This is a genomic window from Dyella kyungheensis (assembly GCF_049913195.1).
GTDB classification, from domain to species: Bacteria; Pseudomonadota; Gammaproteobacteria; order Xanthomonadales; family Rhodanobacteraceae; genus Dyella; species Dyella kyungheensis.
On the sequence record NZ_CP183983.1, the window covers coordinates 1497120 to 1513109 of the forward strand.

Here is a 15990-nt window from a genome sequence, read left to right on the forward strand (position 1 = left end):
CAGGGGGTCCGGACGGTGGGAGCAGGCGCCAGGCGGGCGCAAGCCGGTCGCGCATCTTAACAAGCCGCCATCCGCTCCGCAGGGCGTCCGGGACCGGTCTGGCCGGTTGGCGGCCAGAAGCCTGCCAGATGGATGAATAACGGCTGCCGTTCAAGCGACTTTAGGCAAAGTTCTAAGCGTCGATTCAGTGTGAATTTGTTGCAATGGATGCTATCTGGGGCAGAGATGCGCCGGACTTGTCCCTGCGGAGGTCGTAATGACCAAGTGGTTGTTCGCTGCGCTGGTGCTGTCTGTGATGACCACCGGCGTGTTTGCGCAGGATGCGCGGTACCAAAATCAGAACGACGACAACACCCATTATGGATGGGCGGATGTGCTGCGCGTCGATCCCGTGTATGGCGTGGCACGTACCGAAGTGCCGCGCCAGGAATGCTACGACCAGCAGGTGGTGCGCCAAGCGCCCAGCCAGGGCTCGGCGGCCGGCACCATCCTGGGTGCCGTGGTGGGCGGTGTGCTGGGCAGCACCGTGGGTCACGGCAATGGCCGCACCGCGGCCACGGTGGCCGGCGCGGTCGCCGGCGGCGCCGTGGGCAACAGCGCCACCCAGTCGGGTGGCGGCGAATACGAAACCACCGAAACGCATTGCCGCCAGGTGGCGGCGGTGAGCGAGCAGCGCCGCATCATGGGTTACGACGTGGAATACCGCTATCGGGGCGAGGTGTACCTGTCGCGCCTCAACTACGATCCCGGCGAACGGTTGCGCGTGCGGGTGAGTGTTTCTCCCGCCGACTGAGATTGCAGCAGATCGCCGCCTTCGGGCGGCGATCTGCTATCCGGGCCATTGTTTGGATCGTTCCTTGTTGCATGGCAGCGAAAATCCCGTCATGATTGACTTTCAACCTCCCGGAACTTCCATGTCCGCAGCCGTCTATACCGCCAATGTCCTCACTAGCGCCCGCATGGCCGCTGGGATGACGTCGCGTGCTCGCCGACCGCTGTGCCGCTTTCTGGCCGGGTAGGCTGTCGCACGCGTTTCACGTGTATCGACGATAAAACCCGGCTAGCAGCCGGGTTTTTTTGTTTCTGGATTCCGACGATTCGACAAGGGCAACTTCCATCATGACGCTTCGCCACTTTCTGACCACCCAGGATTACAGCCGCGCCGAGATCGACGCGCTGCTCGAGCAGGCCGCCGCTTTCAAGCGCTCCCCGCGCGGACAGCAACTGGCTGGCAAGTCGGTGGCGCTGATGTTCTTCAACCCCTCGATGCGCACGCGCACCAGCTTCGAGCTGGGCGCCTTCCATATGGGCGGCCACGCCATCGTGCTGGCGCCGGGCAAGGACGCGTGGCCGATCGAGTTCGAGGTGGGCACGGTGATGGACGGCGATACCGAAGAGCACATCGCCGAAGTGGCGCGCGTGCTGTCGCGCTACGTCGACCTGATCGCCGTGCGCGCCTTCCCGAAGTTCCAGGACTGGCAGGTGGATCGCCAGGACAACGTGATCAAGGCCTTCGCCAAGTACGCCACGGTGCCGGTGATCAACATGGAAACCATCACCCATCCCTGCCAGGAGCTGGCACACGCGATGGCGCTGAAGGAACACCTGGGCAACCTGCAGAACAAGAAGTACGTACTGACCTGGACCTACCATCCGAAGCCGCTCAACACGGCGGTGGCGAACTCCGCGCTGCTGATCGCCACCAAGATGGGCATGGACGTGACCTTGCTGTGCCCGACGCCCGACTACGTGCTGGACGAGCGCTACATGGAGTTTGGCTACCAGAACGCGAAGGAGAACGGCGGTTCGCTCAAGGTGAGCCACGACATCGAGGACGCCTACCGCGGCGCCGACGTGGTCTACGCCAAGAGCTGGGGCGCGCTGCCGTTCTTCGGTCGCTGGGATCAGGAAAAGCCCACTCGCGAGGCCAACAAGCACTTCATCGTGGACGAAGCGAAGATGGCGCTGACCAACAACGGCCTGTTCAGCCACTGCCTGCCGCTTCGCCGCAACGTGAAGGCCACCGACGCGGTGATGGATTCGGCCGCCTGCATCGCCATCGACGAAGCCGAGAACCGCCTGCATGTGCAGAAGGCGGTGATGGCGTCGCTGATCGGTCAGCGCTGATCATGTACCAGCCTGCGCACTTCAGGGAAACGGACAGCGAAAAGCTGCACGCGCTGATGCGTGCGTATCCGTTCGCCACCGTGGTGGTGCAGGGCGCGGGAGGGCTGGCTGCCAATCATCTCCCCATCGAACTGGTAGACGGAAAGCTTCACGGCCATGTTGCGCGCGGTAATGAACTGTCGCGCATGGACGGCGCCGAGGTGCTGGTGATCTTTCGCGGTCCGGATGGCTATATCAGTCCCAACTGGTATCCGAGCAAGCAGGAAACGCATCGCGAGGTGCCCACCTGGAACTACGCCGTGGTGCATGTGCACGGCCGCCTGCGTGTGATCGACGACGCTACTTGGCTGCGCCGGTTGCTGGAGCGTCTCACGGATCGCCATGAAGCCGGTCTTCCGGTGCCCTGGCATGTCTCCGATGCGCCGGAAGATCACATCGAGAAGATGCTGCGCGCCATCTCCGGGCTGGAAATTTCCATCGATCGCATCGAAGGCAAGTTCAAGTTGAACCAGAACCATCCTGCCGCGAATCGCGCGGGTGTCGTCGCCGGCCTGGGGAAGCGCGCCGGTCGTGGCGATGCGGAGCTGGCCGATCTCATGTCGAAACAGGAAGAGGGCAGCTCATGAGCCATACGCATCAGCATCACTACAAGGTCGACGTGACCTGGACGGGGAATCAGGGCACCGGCACCAAGACCTATCAGGGTTATGGACGGGGTCACGAGATCCGCATCGAGGGTAAGCCGACCATTGAAGGCTCTTCCGATCCGATGTTTCGCGGCGATGCCAGCAGGTACAACCCGGAAGACATGCTGGTCACGGCGCTGTCCACCTGCCACATGCTGTCGTACCTGCATCAGGCGGTGCTGGCCGGCGTGGTCGTCACCGCCTATACGGACAGCGCCGAAGGCACGATGGAAACCGATACGCATGGCGGCCACTTCACCGGAGTGGTGCTGCATCCGGTGGTGACCATCACGGCCGAGAGCGATCCGGCCAAGGCCGAGGCGGCGCACGACGCGGCGCACCATGGCTGCTTCATTGCCAATTCCGTGAACTTTCCGGTGCGTGTCGAACCGCGCATCGTGGTTGAATCCAAGTAACTATTTATCCGTTTAGCCTTCCATTCCAGGATCCGCAAGTCATGAGCAAAGACATCGTTCTCGCCTTCTCCGGTGGCCTCGACACCAGCTTCTGCGTGCCTTATCTGAAGGAGCGCGGCTGGGCTGTGCATACCGTGTTCGCCGATACCGGCGGCGTGGACGCCGAGGAGCGCGCCTATATCGAACAGCGCGCGAAGGAACTGGGCGTGGCGAGCCATGTCACCGTCGACGGCGGTCCGGCGATCTGGAACGGTTTCGTCAAGCCGTTCGTGCAGGCGGGCGAGGCCTACCAAGGCCAGTATCCGCTGCTGGTGTCCGACCGTTATCTGATCGTGGACGCGGCCATTGCGCGCGCCAAGGAACTGGGTACCAAGGCGATTGCACACGGTTGCACCGGCATGGGCAATGACCAGGTGCGTTTCGACCTGGCCGTGAAGGCACTGGGCGATTACCAGATCGTGGCGCCGATCCGCGAGATCCAGAAGGAACACACCCAGACACGTGCCTATGAGCAGGCGTATCTGGAGGAGCGTGGCTTCGACGTGCGCGCCAAGCAGAAGAGCTACACCATCAACGAGAACCTGCTGGGCGTGACGCTGTCCGGCGGCGAGATCGACCATTGGAAGACGCCGGGCGAAGGCGCCCGCGGCTGGTGCAAGCCGCGCGCCGAATGGCCGTCCGAAAAGCTGACCGTCACGCTTGGCTTCGAGAAGGGCGAGGCGGTATCGCTCAATGGCGCGAAGCTGCCGGGCGACAAGCTGCTGGCCAAGCTCAACGAACTGTTCGCGCCGTACGGCGTGGGCCGCGGCATGTATACCGGCGACACCACCATCGGCCTCAAGGGTCGCATCGTGTACGAAGCGCCGGGCCTGATTTCGCTGCTCGCCGCGCACCGCGCGCTGGAAGAGGCGGTGCTGACCAAGCAGCAGAACCGCTTCAAGCCCGAGGTGGCGCGCAAGTGGGTGGAAGTGGTGTACGAGGGTTTCTTCCACGATCCGATCAAGACCGATCTGGAAGCGTTCCTGGCGTCCAGCCAGAGCCAGGTCAATGGCGAGGTGGTGCTGGAAACCTCCGGCGCGCAGGTGACGGCGGTGGAAGTGCGCTCGCCGCACATCCTCAACGCCAAGGGCGCGACCTATGCGCAGTCGGCGGACTGGGGCGTGGAGGAAGCCGAGGGCTTCATCAAGCTGTTCGGCATGAGCAGCACGCTGTGGGCTGAAATCAACCGCAGCTGATCGTGCGACACGTTGCCCCGGCATGCGCCGGGGCGACGGTTTCGTCGTGACATTCCAGACACCACCAGACGGATCGCATGAGCGCACTACTGGACGACACCCTTCGACATCTTCGCGCGCTGGTCGGCTACGACACGCGCAATCCGCCGCGCGAGATCGGTACGGGCGGCATTTTCGACTATCTGCGGGACAACCTGCCGGGCTTCGACGTTTCGGTGACCGACTACGGCGCGGGCGCTGTCACCCTGTACGCCGTGCGCGGCAAGCCGAAGGTGCTGTTCAACGTGCACCTCGATACCGTGCCCGATTCGCCACATTGGACGGCGAGCCCGCATGAGCTGCGCGTGACCGAAGACCGGGCGATCGGCCTGGGTGCTTGCGACATCAAGGGTGCTGCCGCTGCGCTCGTTGCCGTGGCGAACGTCACCAGCGGCGATATGGCCTTGCTGTTGTCCACCGACGAAGAAGCGAACGATCCGCGTTGCATCGCCGGCTTCCTCAAGGACAAGCCAGCCTACGACGCCATCATCGTGGCCGAGCCGACCAAGGGCGAAGCCGTGCTGGCGCATCGCGGCATCCATTCGGTGCAGATGCGCTTCAAGGGCAGTGCCGGCCATGCCTCGGGTGAGCAGAAGCCCAGCGACAGCGCGGTACACCAGGCGGTGCGCTGGGGCGCTGCGGCGCTCGACTACGTGGAAAAGCAGGCGCATGAGCGCTTCGGTGGCCTCACCGGACTGCGCTTCAACATCGGTCGGGTCGATGGCGGCATCAAGGCGAACATGATCGCGCCATCCGCCGATGTGCGTTTCGGCTTCCGTCCGTTGCCGACCATGGCGCCCGAGCAGCTGCTGCATACCTTCCGCACGCTGGTGGAACCGCAGCCGGTGGAATTCGAGGAACTGTTCCGTGGCGACTCGCTGCCGGCGGGCGACACGGCCACGGCTGAAGCGCGTCGCCTGGCAGCGCGCGATCTGGCCGATGAGTTGAACATCCCGATCGGCAACGCCGTGGACTTCTGGACCGAGGCGGCGCTGTTCTCTGCCGCGGGCTACATCAGCTTTGTCTACGGTCCTGGCGACATCGCGCAGGCGCATACCGCCGACGAGTGGGTCGCGCTCGATCAATTGCAGCACTACGCCGAAACCATCTACCGCATCATCGATAAGAGCTAAGACCTAGTGGAAGCCCACAAGCACACCCGGAAAACCATCGTCCGCCTGCTTTCGAGCATGGGTAGCGCGAAGGAGATCCAGCAGTACCTCAAGCGTTTTTCGCAATTGGACGCCAAGCGCTTCGCCGTGGTGAAGGTCGGTGGCGCGGTGCTGCGCGACGATCTGCCTGCGCTTACCTCGTCGCTCACCTTCCTGCAGCAGGTGGGCCTGACGCCGATCGTGCTGCATGGGGCCGGTCCGCAATTGGACGAAGAGCTGTCGGCCGCGGGCATCGAGAAGCACACCGTGAACGGCCTGCGCGTCACGACGCCCAGGGCGTTGTCGATCGTGCGCAAGGTGTTCCAGGAGCAGAACCTGCGCCTGGTGGAAGCGCTGCAGACCATGGATACGCGCGCCACCTCGGTGTCGTCGGGCGTGTTCACGGCCAGCTATATCGATCGCGATACCTACGGCCTGGTCGGCAAGGTCAGCCATATCAACCTGGCACCGATCGAGGCGAGCCTGCGTGCCGGCTCCATCCCGGTGATCGCGAGTCTCGGCGAAACGGAGGAGGGCCAGATCCTCAACGTCAATGCCGACTTCGCTGCCAATGAACTGGTGCGCGTGCTGCAGCCGTACAAGATCGTGTTTCTCACCGGCACGGGTGGGCTGCTGGACGATCAGGGCAACATCATCGACTCGATCAACCTCAGCACCGAGTTCGACCACCTGATGGCGCAGCCGTGGATCAACGGCGGGATGCGCCTGAAGATCGAGCAGATCGCCGATCTGCTGAACGATCTGCCGCTGACCTCGTCGGTGTCCATCACCAAGCCGTCCGAGCTGGCCAAGGAACTGTTCACGCACAAGGGCTCGGGCACGCTGGTGCGTCGCGGCGAAAAGGTGAAGCGCTTCGATTCGTGGGAGGGCATCGATCTTGCGCGCATGCGCGAGCTGATCGAATCGAGCTTCGGCCGCACGCTGGTGCCCGACTATTTCGAACGCACCCAGCCGTTCCGCGTCTACGTGAGCGAGAACTATCGCACCGCGATGATCCTCACCATGGAAGAAGGCCTGCCGTACCTGGACAAGTTCGCCGTGCTCGACGATGCACAGGGCGAAGGCCTGGGCCGCGCCGTGTGGCAGGTGATGCGCGATGAGAACCCGCAGCTGTTCTGGCGCTCGCGCCACGGCAACACGGTGAATCATTTCTACTACGCCGAATCGGATGGCTGCCTCAAGCAGCCGCGCTGGAAAGTGTTCTGGTACGGCCTGGAAGATTTCGACACGATCGCCCGCTGCGTGGCGCATTGCGCGCAGCGCCTGCCGACCCTGGTGGACTGACCTATGAGCACGCCTCAACATCGCATTGGCATCGTGGGCGCACGCGGCCATACCGGCGCCGAACTGATCCGCCTGGTGGCGGCCCATCCGTCGCTCGAGCTGGCGTTCGTGTCCTCGCGCGAGCTGGACGGCCAGCGCGTGGCCGATCACGTCGAGGGCTTCAAGGGCGATCTGCGCTACGCCAATCTCGACCCCGAGGCCGTGGCGGCGCAGGGCGCCGACGTGGTGGTGCTGGCGCTGCCAAACGGCAAGGCCGAGCCTTATGTCGAGGCCATCGACAAGGCCAGGCCCGACACCTTGATTCTCGACCTCTCGGCCGACTATCGCTTCAACGAGAAGTGGTACTACGGTTTGCCGGAGCTGACCCGCCAGCGGTGGCGCGGCGAGAAGCGCATCAGCAACCCGGGTTGCTACGCCACGGCCATCCAGCTGTCCGTCGCACCGCTGAAGGATCTGCTGGCGGCGCCCCCGGTGAGCTTCGGTGTGTCCGGCTACTCCGGTGCAGGCACCACGCCGTCGGACAAGAATAATCCGGACAAACTGCGCGACAACCTGATGCCGTATTCGCTCACCGGCCATATGCACGAGAAGGAGGCGAGCCGCCATCTCAACGTGCCGGTGGAATTCATGCCGCACGTGGCACCGCATTTCCGCGGCCTTACCGTCACCACCAACCTCTACCTGGCGCGCCAGATGAAGCGCGAGGAGATCGTCCAGCGTTTCAACGCCGCGTACGAGGGTGAGAAGCTGGTGCATGTGGTGGACGAGGCCCCATGGGTCAGCCAGATCGCCAACAAGCACCACGTGGATATCGGCGGTTTCGCGGTGTCCAACGACGGCAAGCGCGTGGTGGTGGTGGCGACGCTGGACAACCTGTTGAAGGGGGCCGCGACGCAGGCCATGCAGAACATCAACCGCGCGATCGGCGTGGACGAATACACGGCGATTCCGGTTTAAAGGCGAACCTCACATGACACAGCCCCTCTGGCAGAAATCCAATATCAAGATCGATGCACGCATCATGGCGTTCCTGGCCGGCGACGATGTGTTGCTGGATCGCGAGTTCTTCCTGCACGACATCACCGCCAGCAAGGCGCACGTGGAAGGACTGGCCAATATCGGCGTGGTCAGCGCCGATGAGGCCGATGCGCTCAAGCGCGAACTCGACGCGCTGGCTGACGATTTCCGCAGTGGCGGTTTCGTGCTGGACGACCGTTACGAAGACGGGCATTCGGCCATCGAGGCACGCCTGACGGAGCGGCTGGGCGACGCGGGCCGCCGCGTGCACACGGGTCGCAGCCGCAACGACCAGATCCTGGTGGCCACACGCCTGTGGCTGAAGGAGCAGTTGGCCGCGTTGGAGCAGCACTGCCGCGCCATCGCCCAGGTATGCCTCGATCGTGCGGCGCAGCCCGCGGTGCCGCTGCCCGGCTATACGCATCTGCAGCGCGCCGTGGTGTCCTCGACCGGCATGTGGTTCGCCGGTTTTGCCGAAGGCTTCATCGACAACGCCTTGCGCGCGCAACAAACCGCGTTGTTGATCGACGCCAACCCGCTGGGCACGGCAGCCGGCTACGGCGTGAATCTCAAGCTGGATCGTGAGCACACCACGCAGGCGCTGGGTTTTGCCCGCATGCAGGTGTCGCCGATCTATGCCCAGCTCTCGCGCGGCAAGTTCGAAATGGCCGTGCTGGAAGCGATTGCGGGTGCGCTGCTGGATGTCCGCCGCATGGCGTGGGATCTGTCGCTGTTCACCACGTCGGAATTCAACTTCGTGAAGCTGCCGTCGGAATACACCACCGGCAGCTCGATCATGCCGAACAAGCGCAACCCGGACGTGGTCGAGCTGCTGCGCGCCAGCTACGCGAGCGTGGCAGCCGCACGCACCGAGATCGAGCAGTTGCTGTCGCTGCCGTCGGGCTATCAGCGCGACCTGCAGTTCTCCAAGGGTTCGCTGTTCCATGGCTGCCGTCATGGCCTGGCCGCGCTGGAGCTGGTGCCCGACCTGCTGGCGCGGATGGAATGGAACGAGCCGGCCATGCGGGCGGCCATCGAGCCGGCGATGTACGCCACCGACGTGGCCATCGAGCAGGCGGCGGCCGGCGTGCCGTTCCGCGATGCGTACCGCGCGGCGGCAGACGCCGCGGCATCGGCGGGCGAGGGGCGCACTCCCGAGGGCAGTCTGGCAGCCCGCGTCTCGCCGGGTTCGGGCAACGATCTTCGCCTGGATGTATTGCGCGACCGACTCGGCCGTCTGGACGGCTGATCGAATGAGCCATCACTGCGGAGGCGACGCCCGTCCATGACCGAAGTGCAGCGCTCGTACGTGATTCCCGTGCAGGCGCTGCCTTCCTGGCGACGTGCGGTGCTGAAGGTCGGCAGCAATCTGCTGGCGGCCGACGGCGGCGGCCTGACACCGCGGTATGCGACGGCGTTGGCCGAGTTTATCCAGGCCAGTCACGCGGCCGGTCGGGAAGTCGTGCTGGTATCGTCCGGTGCGGTGGCCGCGGGGCGTGCGCAGTTGCGCGCCCATGCGCCCGCCAGTGGCGATCTTGCCGCGCGACAGGCACTGGCTGCGTTGGGTCAGGCGCCGATGATCGCGCTATGGCAGTCGCTGAGTCCTCGCCCCGTGGCGCAGGTGCTGCTGACTCACGACGACCTGCGCCATCGCCGCCGTTACCTCAACGCGCGCGCCACGTTGCGCGAGCTGCTGAGCCTGGGCGTGTTGCCGGTGGTGAACGAGAACGACACCGTGGCGGTCGACGAGTTGAAGCTTGGCGACAACGACAATCTTGCCGCCATCGTGGCCGCCCTGGTCGACGCGGATCTGCTGCTGATCGCTTCCGACATCGATGCCCTCTATACCGCCGATCCGCGCCGCGATCCGAACGCCATTCCGCTGGACCGGGTGGAATCGTTGACCGCCGAGGTGCTGGCCATGGCGGGCGGTAGCGGCAGCGAGGTGGGCACCGGCGGCATGCGCACCAAGCTGGAAGCGGCATCCAAGGCCGCTGCAGCGGGCATTCCCACCGCATTGTTCAGTGGCAGGGACAGCAGCACCGTCGTTGCCCTCGGGCAAGGCCAGCTGCGCGGCACCTTCTTCGCGGCCGGCCGTACGCGCATGCAGGCGCGCAAGTATTGGCTGCGTCACGCTCCGGCAGCAGCGGGACATATCCGGGTGGATGACGGGGCGGTGCGCGCGCTGGCTGGCGGCAAGGCCTCGTTGCTGCCCGGCGGCGTACTGGATGCGAGTGGCGAATTCCATCGGGGCGACCTGGTGGAGATCGTCGAGGCATCGGGCCGTCCCGTGGCGCGCGGACTCACCCAGTACGGCGCCGGCGAAGTGAAGCGGTTGGCCGGACGTCATAGCCGCGACATCGACGCGGTGCTGGGTTACAGCTACGGCGCAGAGATCGTGCATCGCGACGATCTCGCCAGCATGGCGGGCTTCGAGACCGCCGGAGATATCGAGACATGAGCGAGATCCGCACCTTGGCGCTGGCCTGCCGCGATGCGGGGCCGTTGCTGGCCGCGCTCGATACGTCGTCCAAGCGCGCGCTGCTCCATGGCATGGCCGACGCTTTGCACCATCGCGTTCGCGAGGTACTCGCCGCGAATGAACGGGATATGCAGGAAGCCAGGAACAAGGGCCTGCAGGGTGCCATGCTGGATCGCCTGCGGCTGGATGAGGCGCGCATCGCCGGCATTGCCCAGGCAGTGCGCGAGGTGGCGGCGCTGCCCGATCCCGTGGGCATGGTCACGCGGCGCGAGACGCTGGCCAATGGCATCGTGGTGGAGCGTGTGCGGATCCCGCTTGGCGTCGTGGCGATGATCTACGAGGCACGCCCCAACGTGACGGCCGACGCCGCGGCGCTATGCCTGATGGCGGGCAATGCGGTGATGTTGCGCGGCGGCTCGGAGGCCATTCATTCCAACCGGGCGATTGCGGCTGCGCTGCATGAGGCACTGCGCGCGCACGGGCTGCCCGAGGCGGCCGTCACCCTGGTCGAGGATCTGCGCCGCGAGACCATGCTGGCCTTGCTGCAATTGAGCGACATCATCGACCTGGCCATTCCGCGTGGTGGCGAAGGGTTGATCCGGTTCGTGACCGAACACGCGCGCGTGCCGGTGATCAAGCACTACAAGGGCGTGTGTCACCTGTACGTGGATCGTTCTGCCGATCTGGCCGTGGCGCTGAATCTGCTGGTCGATGGCAAGACGTCCCGCCCGGGCGTATGCAATGCGTTGGAAACGCTGCTGGTGCACCGCGATGTCGCATCGGTTTTCCTGCCGCGTGCCGCCGCAGCGTTGATCGAGCGTGGTGTGGTGCTGTGTGGCGACGAGGCAACACGGGCGCTGGTGCCTGAGGCTCGCCTCGCTACGGAAGACGATTACGCCGCCGAGTTCCTGGACCTGGTCATCGCCATCAGCGTGGTCGATAGCGTCGAACAAGCCATTGCGCATATCCGTCGCTATGGCTCGGATCACACCGAAGTGATTGCCACCAACGATCACTCGGCAGCGCAGCGATTCGTGCAGTCGTTGCGGTCGGCGGTGGTGATGGTCAATGCGTCCTCGCGATTTTCCGATGGTGGGCAGCTGGGATTGGGCGCGGAGATCGGTATTTCCACCACCCGCCTGCATGCGTACGGGCCGATGGGAGCGGAGTCGCTCACCATCGAGCGATTCGTGGTGCGGGGGGAAGGCCAGGTGCGCCACCCCGAGAGTCGCCTTACCTGATTACTCTGTGGGAGCACACCCTGTGCGCGACAGGGAGACCGAAAGCGTTTCGGTTCCCCAGTCGCGCACAGGGTGCGCTCCCACAGGGGTGTCGGTTTACTTGGGGGGTGGGATGGGCTGATGGTCGTAGCTCATCACGCGCGTCATCTGCCAATGGCCGTTCTGGTAACGCCAGACATGGAAGAACTTGCCCGTGCCTTCGCACTTGCCAGTATCGATCTGGCAGAACTTGTGCGTGCCGATCTCGATGGCGCCGTAATCCTTGATCGGATACACCTCGATGCTGCCCACCAGTTCGCGGCGCACCTTGTGGCAGATGTTGCGGCGCGTGGCGTCCACCACGGCATCGCGTGAAGTCATCAGCCCGCCCTTGTCGTGATAGAACTCGACGTCGGTACTGAAGTATTCGCCAAAGGTCTTCAGGTCGCAGTGGTTGTAGGCGTCGAATACCTTGGTATCCAGCGATGCAATCGTGCGCGTCAGTTCATCGCCGGTGGGGATGGCGGCCGGTGTCTCGGCATGTGCCAGGCAGGTGGCGAACGGGAGGGCAATCAGAAAGCCCAGTCGGACGAGCGTTGCATTGCGCATGGCCATTCCTTGTCGTGGATGGATCCATGATGGGGCATTCGCGACGGCGACGCACTCGTTCGCGGACGAAGGGCCGCCGATGATGCTCAACGCGAGCGTGGCCGCTGCGACATCACCGCCTTGAGTTGCTCCAGAAACATGCCGACCGGTGCTTCCAGGCGCGGCGGCAGGGGGCGATGAACGAGCCAGGCGATCATGTCGAGCTGGAAGTCGGTCACCGTGACGAGCTTGAGCTGATTGCGAAAGCGGCTGGCGGCCAGCAAGTCGGGCGTGATGATGCCGACACCGGCTCCGCGGGCGACCAGAGACAGTTGGAGATCCGCCCCGAACGCTTCCACGCCCACGTTGCAGGGCAGCCCGCGTTCTTCCAGCGCACGCCGCAGCGTGGAGCGCATGCCGCAACCGTTCTGGCTGAGCACCCACGGAAACTCCGCCAGGTCCTTGAGCGTGGCGCGTGCACGCAGGCCCAGCGAAGGTGCGGCCACGATGCGCAACGGTTGGCGGTCGAACGCGTGTGCCGTCATGTGCGCCGGAGGCGGCGAGTGTTCGGACAGCACTACCGCCGCCGCATCCAGCAGGCCTGTTTCAACCTGTTCCAGCAGTCCCGGCGACCAGGTTGACTGGATGCGCAGCGCGAGACCCGGATAGCGCGAGCGCAGCTGGTCGATGGGCGTGGTCAGTCCGCGCTCGGCCAGGAACGGCGGCATGCCCAGGCGCAATTCACCGCTGGGCTCGGCGTCGTTGCGGGCCAGCGCCAGCAGGTCGGCTTCGGCGTGCAGCAGGTCGCGGCCCTTCTGGTAGATCTCGCGTCCCGTGGCGGTGGGACGCAGCGGCTTCGATTGGCGGTCGAGCAATTCGACGTCCAGCAGCGCTTCCAGGCTTTGCACGCGACGCGTCACGCCGGGCTGGGTGAGGTGCAGCTGCGCGGCGGCCTGCACGATGGAACCCGTGTCCACCACGGCAATGAAAGCCCTGACATCCCGCGTATTCATGATACGGATCTTCCGGTCTGATATGCGAATTACGCATGAAAACTATGATGATTATTCACTGTCATCATGATGCCGGGATATTTAGCATCGCAGGCCTATCGATTGGCAAGGCCCCCTACCCATGCAATATCCCTCCCGTTCGCGCATCGAGGCCGTGGCCCATGAGGTGCAGGCGGAACTCACCACGCCGCTGACCCTGCTGTTTGCCTTCGCGGTGGGCGTGATCATCATCAACCTCACCGCGGCGCAGCCGCTGGCCGGACCGGTGGCGCGCGCGATGCACCTGCCGTCGTCGTTGACCGGCCTGGTGGCGATGCTGCCCCAGCTGGGCTACGCCGTGGGCATGCTCTTCCTGGTGCCATTGGCCGACCTGTTCGAGAACCGGCGCCTCACCACCATCACCTTGCTCGCCTGTGCGCTGGCGCTGTGCGCGGCGTCCGTGGCACACCACGCGTGGTGGCTGTTGCTTGCCGTCTGCCTGGCCGGGGCGACCTCGTGCGCGATCCAGATCCTGGTGCCGCTGGCGGCGGCCATGGCGAAGCCGGAGCATCGCGGCAGCGCCGTGGGCAATGTGATGAGCGGCGTGATGCTCGGCATCCTGCTGTCGCGTCCGTTCGCCAGCCTGGTCGAAGGTGCCTGGGGATGGCGCGTCTGCTACGGGCTGCTCGGCGCACTCGATGCACTGCTCGCCATCACCTTGTGGTTTGCGCTGCCGCGCCGGCAGCCGCCGGTGCACACGTCGTATCGCGGATTGATCGCTTCGTTGTGGACGCTATGGCGCGATGAACCCGTATTGCGTCGCTACGCCATCTCGGCGGCCATTGTGATGTCCGCCTTCAGCGCCTTCTGGACCGGCATCGCCTTGCGCCTGGTGCAGGCGCCGTTTTCGCTGGATAGCCGCAGCCTGGCCTGGTTTGCGCTCGCTGGCGTGGCCGGCACGGTGGTGGCGCCGCTGGCGGGCAGGGCGGGCGATCGCGGCTACAGCGCGGTGGGCATGCCCATCGCGCACGTGGTGACGACGCTGGGCTTCGTATTGGCGGGTGTAGCTGGTGCAGGTTGGTTCGGTATGGACATCGCGCAGCATTCGATGGCGGCGCTGGGCTTGCTGGTGGCCGCTGCCATCGTGATCGATGCTGGCGCCATCGGTGACCAGACGCTCGGTCGGCGTGCGATCAACATGCTCGACCCGGCGGCGCGCAGCCGGCTCAATGGCCTGTTCGTGGGCGTGTTCTTCATCGGCGGTGGTGCCGGTGCCGTGGCGGCCGGCAGTGCGTGGGCCGCAGCGGGATGGACGGGCGTATGCGCGGTTGGCCTCGCGCTTTGCGGGCTGGCTTTTGTGGTGGATGCGATGGCGCGGCGCGGGTTGAGCCGCGCCGGCTGATCACCCGCGTTGCGCCCAGCGTCGCGTGGCTTCCACGAAGGCCACGCAATCGGCGTAGCGGTTGTACAGCGGCGTGGGCGAGATGCGGATGACGTCGGGCTCGCGCCAGTCGCCGATGATGCCGTGTTCCACCAGGTCGTCGAACAGCGCGCGCCCGCGCTCGCGACCACCGAGCACGCGGATGGACAGCTGCGAACCGCGGCGCGCAGGATCGCCCGGCGTCACCACTTCCAGCACATCGCCCAGTTGCGATTGCACCAGCCATTCCAGATAGCCGGTCAGGCGCAGCGATTTCTCGCGCAGCTTCGCCATGCCGGCGCGACGGAAGATCTCCAGCGACACACGCAACGGTGCGAGCGCGAGGATCGGCGGATTGCTGAGCTGCCAGCCATCGGCGCCATAAGTGGGCACGAACTGCGGCCCCATCTGGAAGCGGCTGGTCTTGTCGTGGCCCCACCAGCCGGCAAAACGCGGCAGGGTGGTGCGTGCGTGCCGCTCATGCACGAAGGCGCCGCCGACCGCACCGGGACCGCTGTTGAGATATTTGTAGCTGCACCAGATGGCGAAGTCCGCGCCGATGTCGTGCAACTGCAGCGGAAGATTGCCCACCGCATGCGCCAGGTCGAAACCCACCATGCAGCCATGGCGGCTGGCCAGACGCGTGATGGCGGCCAGGTCGAACGCCTGGCCCGTGCGGTATTGCACGCCGGGCAGCATCACCAGCGCGATGCGCGAACCGTGCTCGGCCAGCACGCGTTCGATCGCTTCCATCGAGATCGCGCCGTTCGCTTCGTCACCCTTCAGCTCGATCAGTGCCGTCGCCGGATCGTAACCATGGAAGCGCACCTGCGATTCCACCGCGTAGCGGTCGGTGGGAAACGAGCCTGCTTCGATCAGGATCGCGTGCCGTTCCGGCGTGGGGCGATAGAAGCTCACCATCATCAGGTGCAGGTTCACGCCCAGCGTATTCATCGCCACTACTTCGGACGGCTGCGCGCCCACCACGGTGGCCAGATCGTCGCGCACGAACTCGTGGTAATCCATCCACGGCAGATCGCCGCGGAAATGGCCTTCCACTGCCTGGTCCGCCCACGAGTCGAGTTCCGCACTCAAGGCAGGCCGTACGGCCCGCGGCTGCAGGCCCAGCGAATTGCCGCAGAAGTAATGGACGTCGCGACCCTCGTGCCTGGGGATCAGGAATTCATCGCGAAAGCCGCGCAGCGGATCGGCGGCATCCTGGGACTGCGCCCAGGCGAGGGTGGCTTCGAACGGAGCGGACATCGGGGATCTCTTGCGGAAGCGCCGTGCCCGCAGCGGGGCACGACGTGGA

15 protein-coding genes are annotated in these 15990 nt (G+C 65.1%); 12 read left to right on the forward strand and 3 right to left on the reverse strand.

Annotated features, from left to right (window positions below):
• The first annotated feature begins 256 nt into the window (after window positions 1-256).
• The 11 genes from ACN9MB_RS06510 to ACN9MB_RS06560 all read left to right on the forward strand — a co-directional run bounded on the left by ACN9MB_RS06510 (window position 257) and on the right by ACN9MB_RS06560 (window position 11699).
• Complete coding sequence (locus ACN9MB_RS06510; protein WP_426271172.1) at window positions 257-793, forward strand: glycine zipper 2TM domain-containing protein; 537 nt, start codon at window positions 257-259, stop codon at window positions 791-793.
• A gap of 326 nt (window positions 794-1119) precedes the next feature.
• The gene (locus ACN9MB_RS06515; RefSeq protein ID WP_426271173.1) at window positions 1120-2127 is read left to right on the forward strand and encodes an N-acetylornithine carbamoyltransferase; all 1008 of its coding nucleotides are present in this window, start codon (window positions 1120-1122) and stop codon (window positions 2125-2127) included.
• Between the two features lie 2 nt (window positions 2128-2129).
• Entirely contained in the window at window positions 2130-2753 is a 624-nt protein-coding gene (locus ACN9MB_RS06520; RefSeq protein ID WP_426271174.1) for an FMN-binding negative transcriptional regulator, read from the forward strand.
• Complete coding sequence (locus ACN9MB_RS06525) at window positions 2750-3229, forward strand: OsmC family protein (RefSeq protein ID WP_426271175.1); 480 nt, start codon at window positions 2750-2752, stop codon at window positions 3227-3229. The genes ACN9MB_RS06520 and ACN9MB_RS06525 overlap by 4 nt, the downstream gene beginning before the upstream one ends.
• Window positions 3230-3270: 41 nt before the next feature.
• Window positions 3271-4464, forward strand: coding sequence for an argininosuccinate synthase (locus ACN9MB_RS06530; RefSeq protein ID WP_204635251.1), 1194 nt, complete (start codon window positions 3271-3273; stop codon window positions 4462-4464).
• A gap of 77 nt (window positions 4465-4541) precedes the next feature.
• Window positions 4542-5636 carry an acetylornithine deacetylase gene (locus ACN9MB_RS06535; RefSeq protein ID WP_426271176.1) on the forward strand — a complete coding sequence of 365 codons (1095 nt, stop codon included), beginning with the start codon at window positions 4542-4544 and terminating at the stop codon, window positions 5634-5636.
• A 57-nt stretch (window positions 5637-5693) separates the two neighbouring features.
• Window positions 5694-6959 carry an acetylglutamate kinase gene (locus ACN9MB_RS06540; protein WP_426271895.1) on the forward strand — a complete coding sequence of 422 codons (1266 nt, stop codon included), beginning with the start codon at window positions 5694-5696 and terminating at the stop codon, window positions 6957-6959.
• Between the two features lie 3 nt (window positions 6960-6962).
• Window positions 6963-7916, forward strand: coding sequence for an N-acetyl-gamma-glutamyl-phosphate reductase (gene argC, locus ACN9MB_RS06545; protein ID WP_426271177.1), 954 nt, complete (start codon window positions 6963-6965; stop codon window positions 7914-7916).
• A gap of 13 nt (window positions 7917-7929) precedes the next feature.
• Entirely contained in the window at window positions 7930-9225 is a 1296-nt protein-coding gene (gene argH / locus ACN9MB_RS06550; protein ID WP_426271178.1) for an argininosuccinate lyase, read from the forward strand.
• Between the two features lie 36 nt (window positions 9226-9261).
• Window positions 9262-10437, forward strand: coding sequence for a glutamate 5-kinase (gene proB, locus ACN9MB_RS06555; protein WP_426271179.1), 1176 nt, complete (start codon window positions 9262-9264; stop codon window positions 10435-10437).
• Entirely contained in the window at window positions 10434-11699 is a 1266-nt protein-coding gene (locus ACN9MB_RS06560) for a glutamate-5-semialdehyde dehydrogenase (protein WP_426271180.1), read from the forward strand. Before proB ends, ACN9MB_RS06560 begins: the two co-directional genes overlap by 4 nt.
• Before the next feature lie 96 nt (window positions 11700-11795).
• Here the strand turns inward: ACN9MB_RS06560 and ACN9MB_RS06565 are convergent, their stop codons facing one another.
• Complete coding sequence (locus tag ACN9MB_RS06565) at window positions 11796-12287, reverse strand: nuclear transport factor 2 family protein (RefSeq protein ID WP_426271181.1); 492 nt, start codon at window positions 12285-12287, stop codon at window positions 11796-11798.
• Window positions 12288-12373: 86 nt separating this feature from the next.
• Window positions 12374-13279 carry a LysR family transcriptional regulator gene (locus ACN9MB_RS06570; protein WP_426271182.1) on the reverse strand — a complete coding sequence of 302 codons (906 nt, stop codon included), beginning with the start codon at window positions 13277-13279 and terminating at the stop codon, window positions 12374-12376.
• Window positions 13280-13400: 121 nt separating this feature from the next.
• Here ACN9MB_RS06570 and ACN9MB_RS06575 point away from each other — a divergent pair, with 121 nt between their 5' ends.
• Complete coding sequence (locus tag ACN9MB_RS06575) at window positions 13401-14660, forward strand: MFS transporter (RefSeq protein ID WP_426271183.1); 1260 nt, start codon at window positions 13401-13403, stop codon at window positions 14658-14660.
• On the opposite strand, the gene kynU is transcribed toward ACN9MB_RS06575, so the two are convergent.
• Complete coding sequence (kynU, locus tag ACN9MB_RS06580) at window positions 14661-15941, reverse strand: kynureninase (RefSeq protein ID WP_426271184.1); 1281 nt, start codon at window positions 15939-15941, stop codon at window positions 14661-14663.
• Between the last annotated feature and the right edge of the window lie 49 nt (window positions 15942-15990).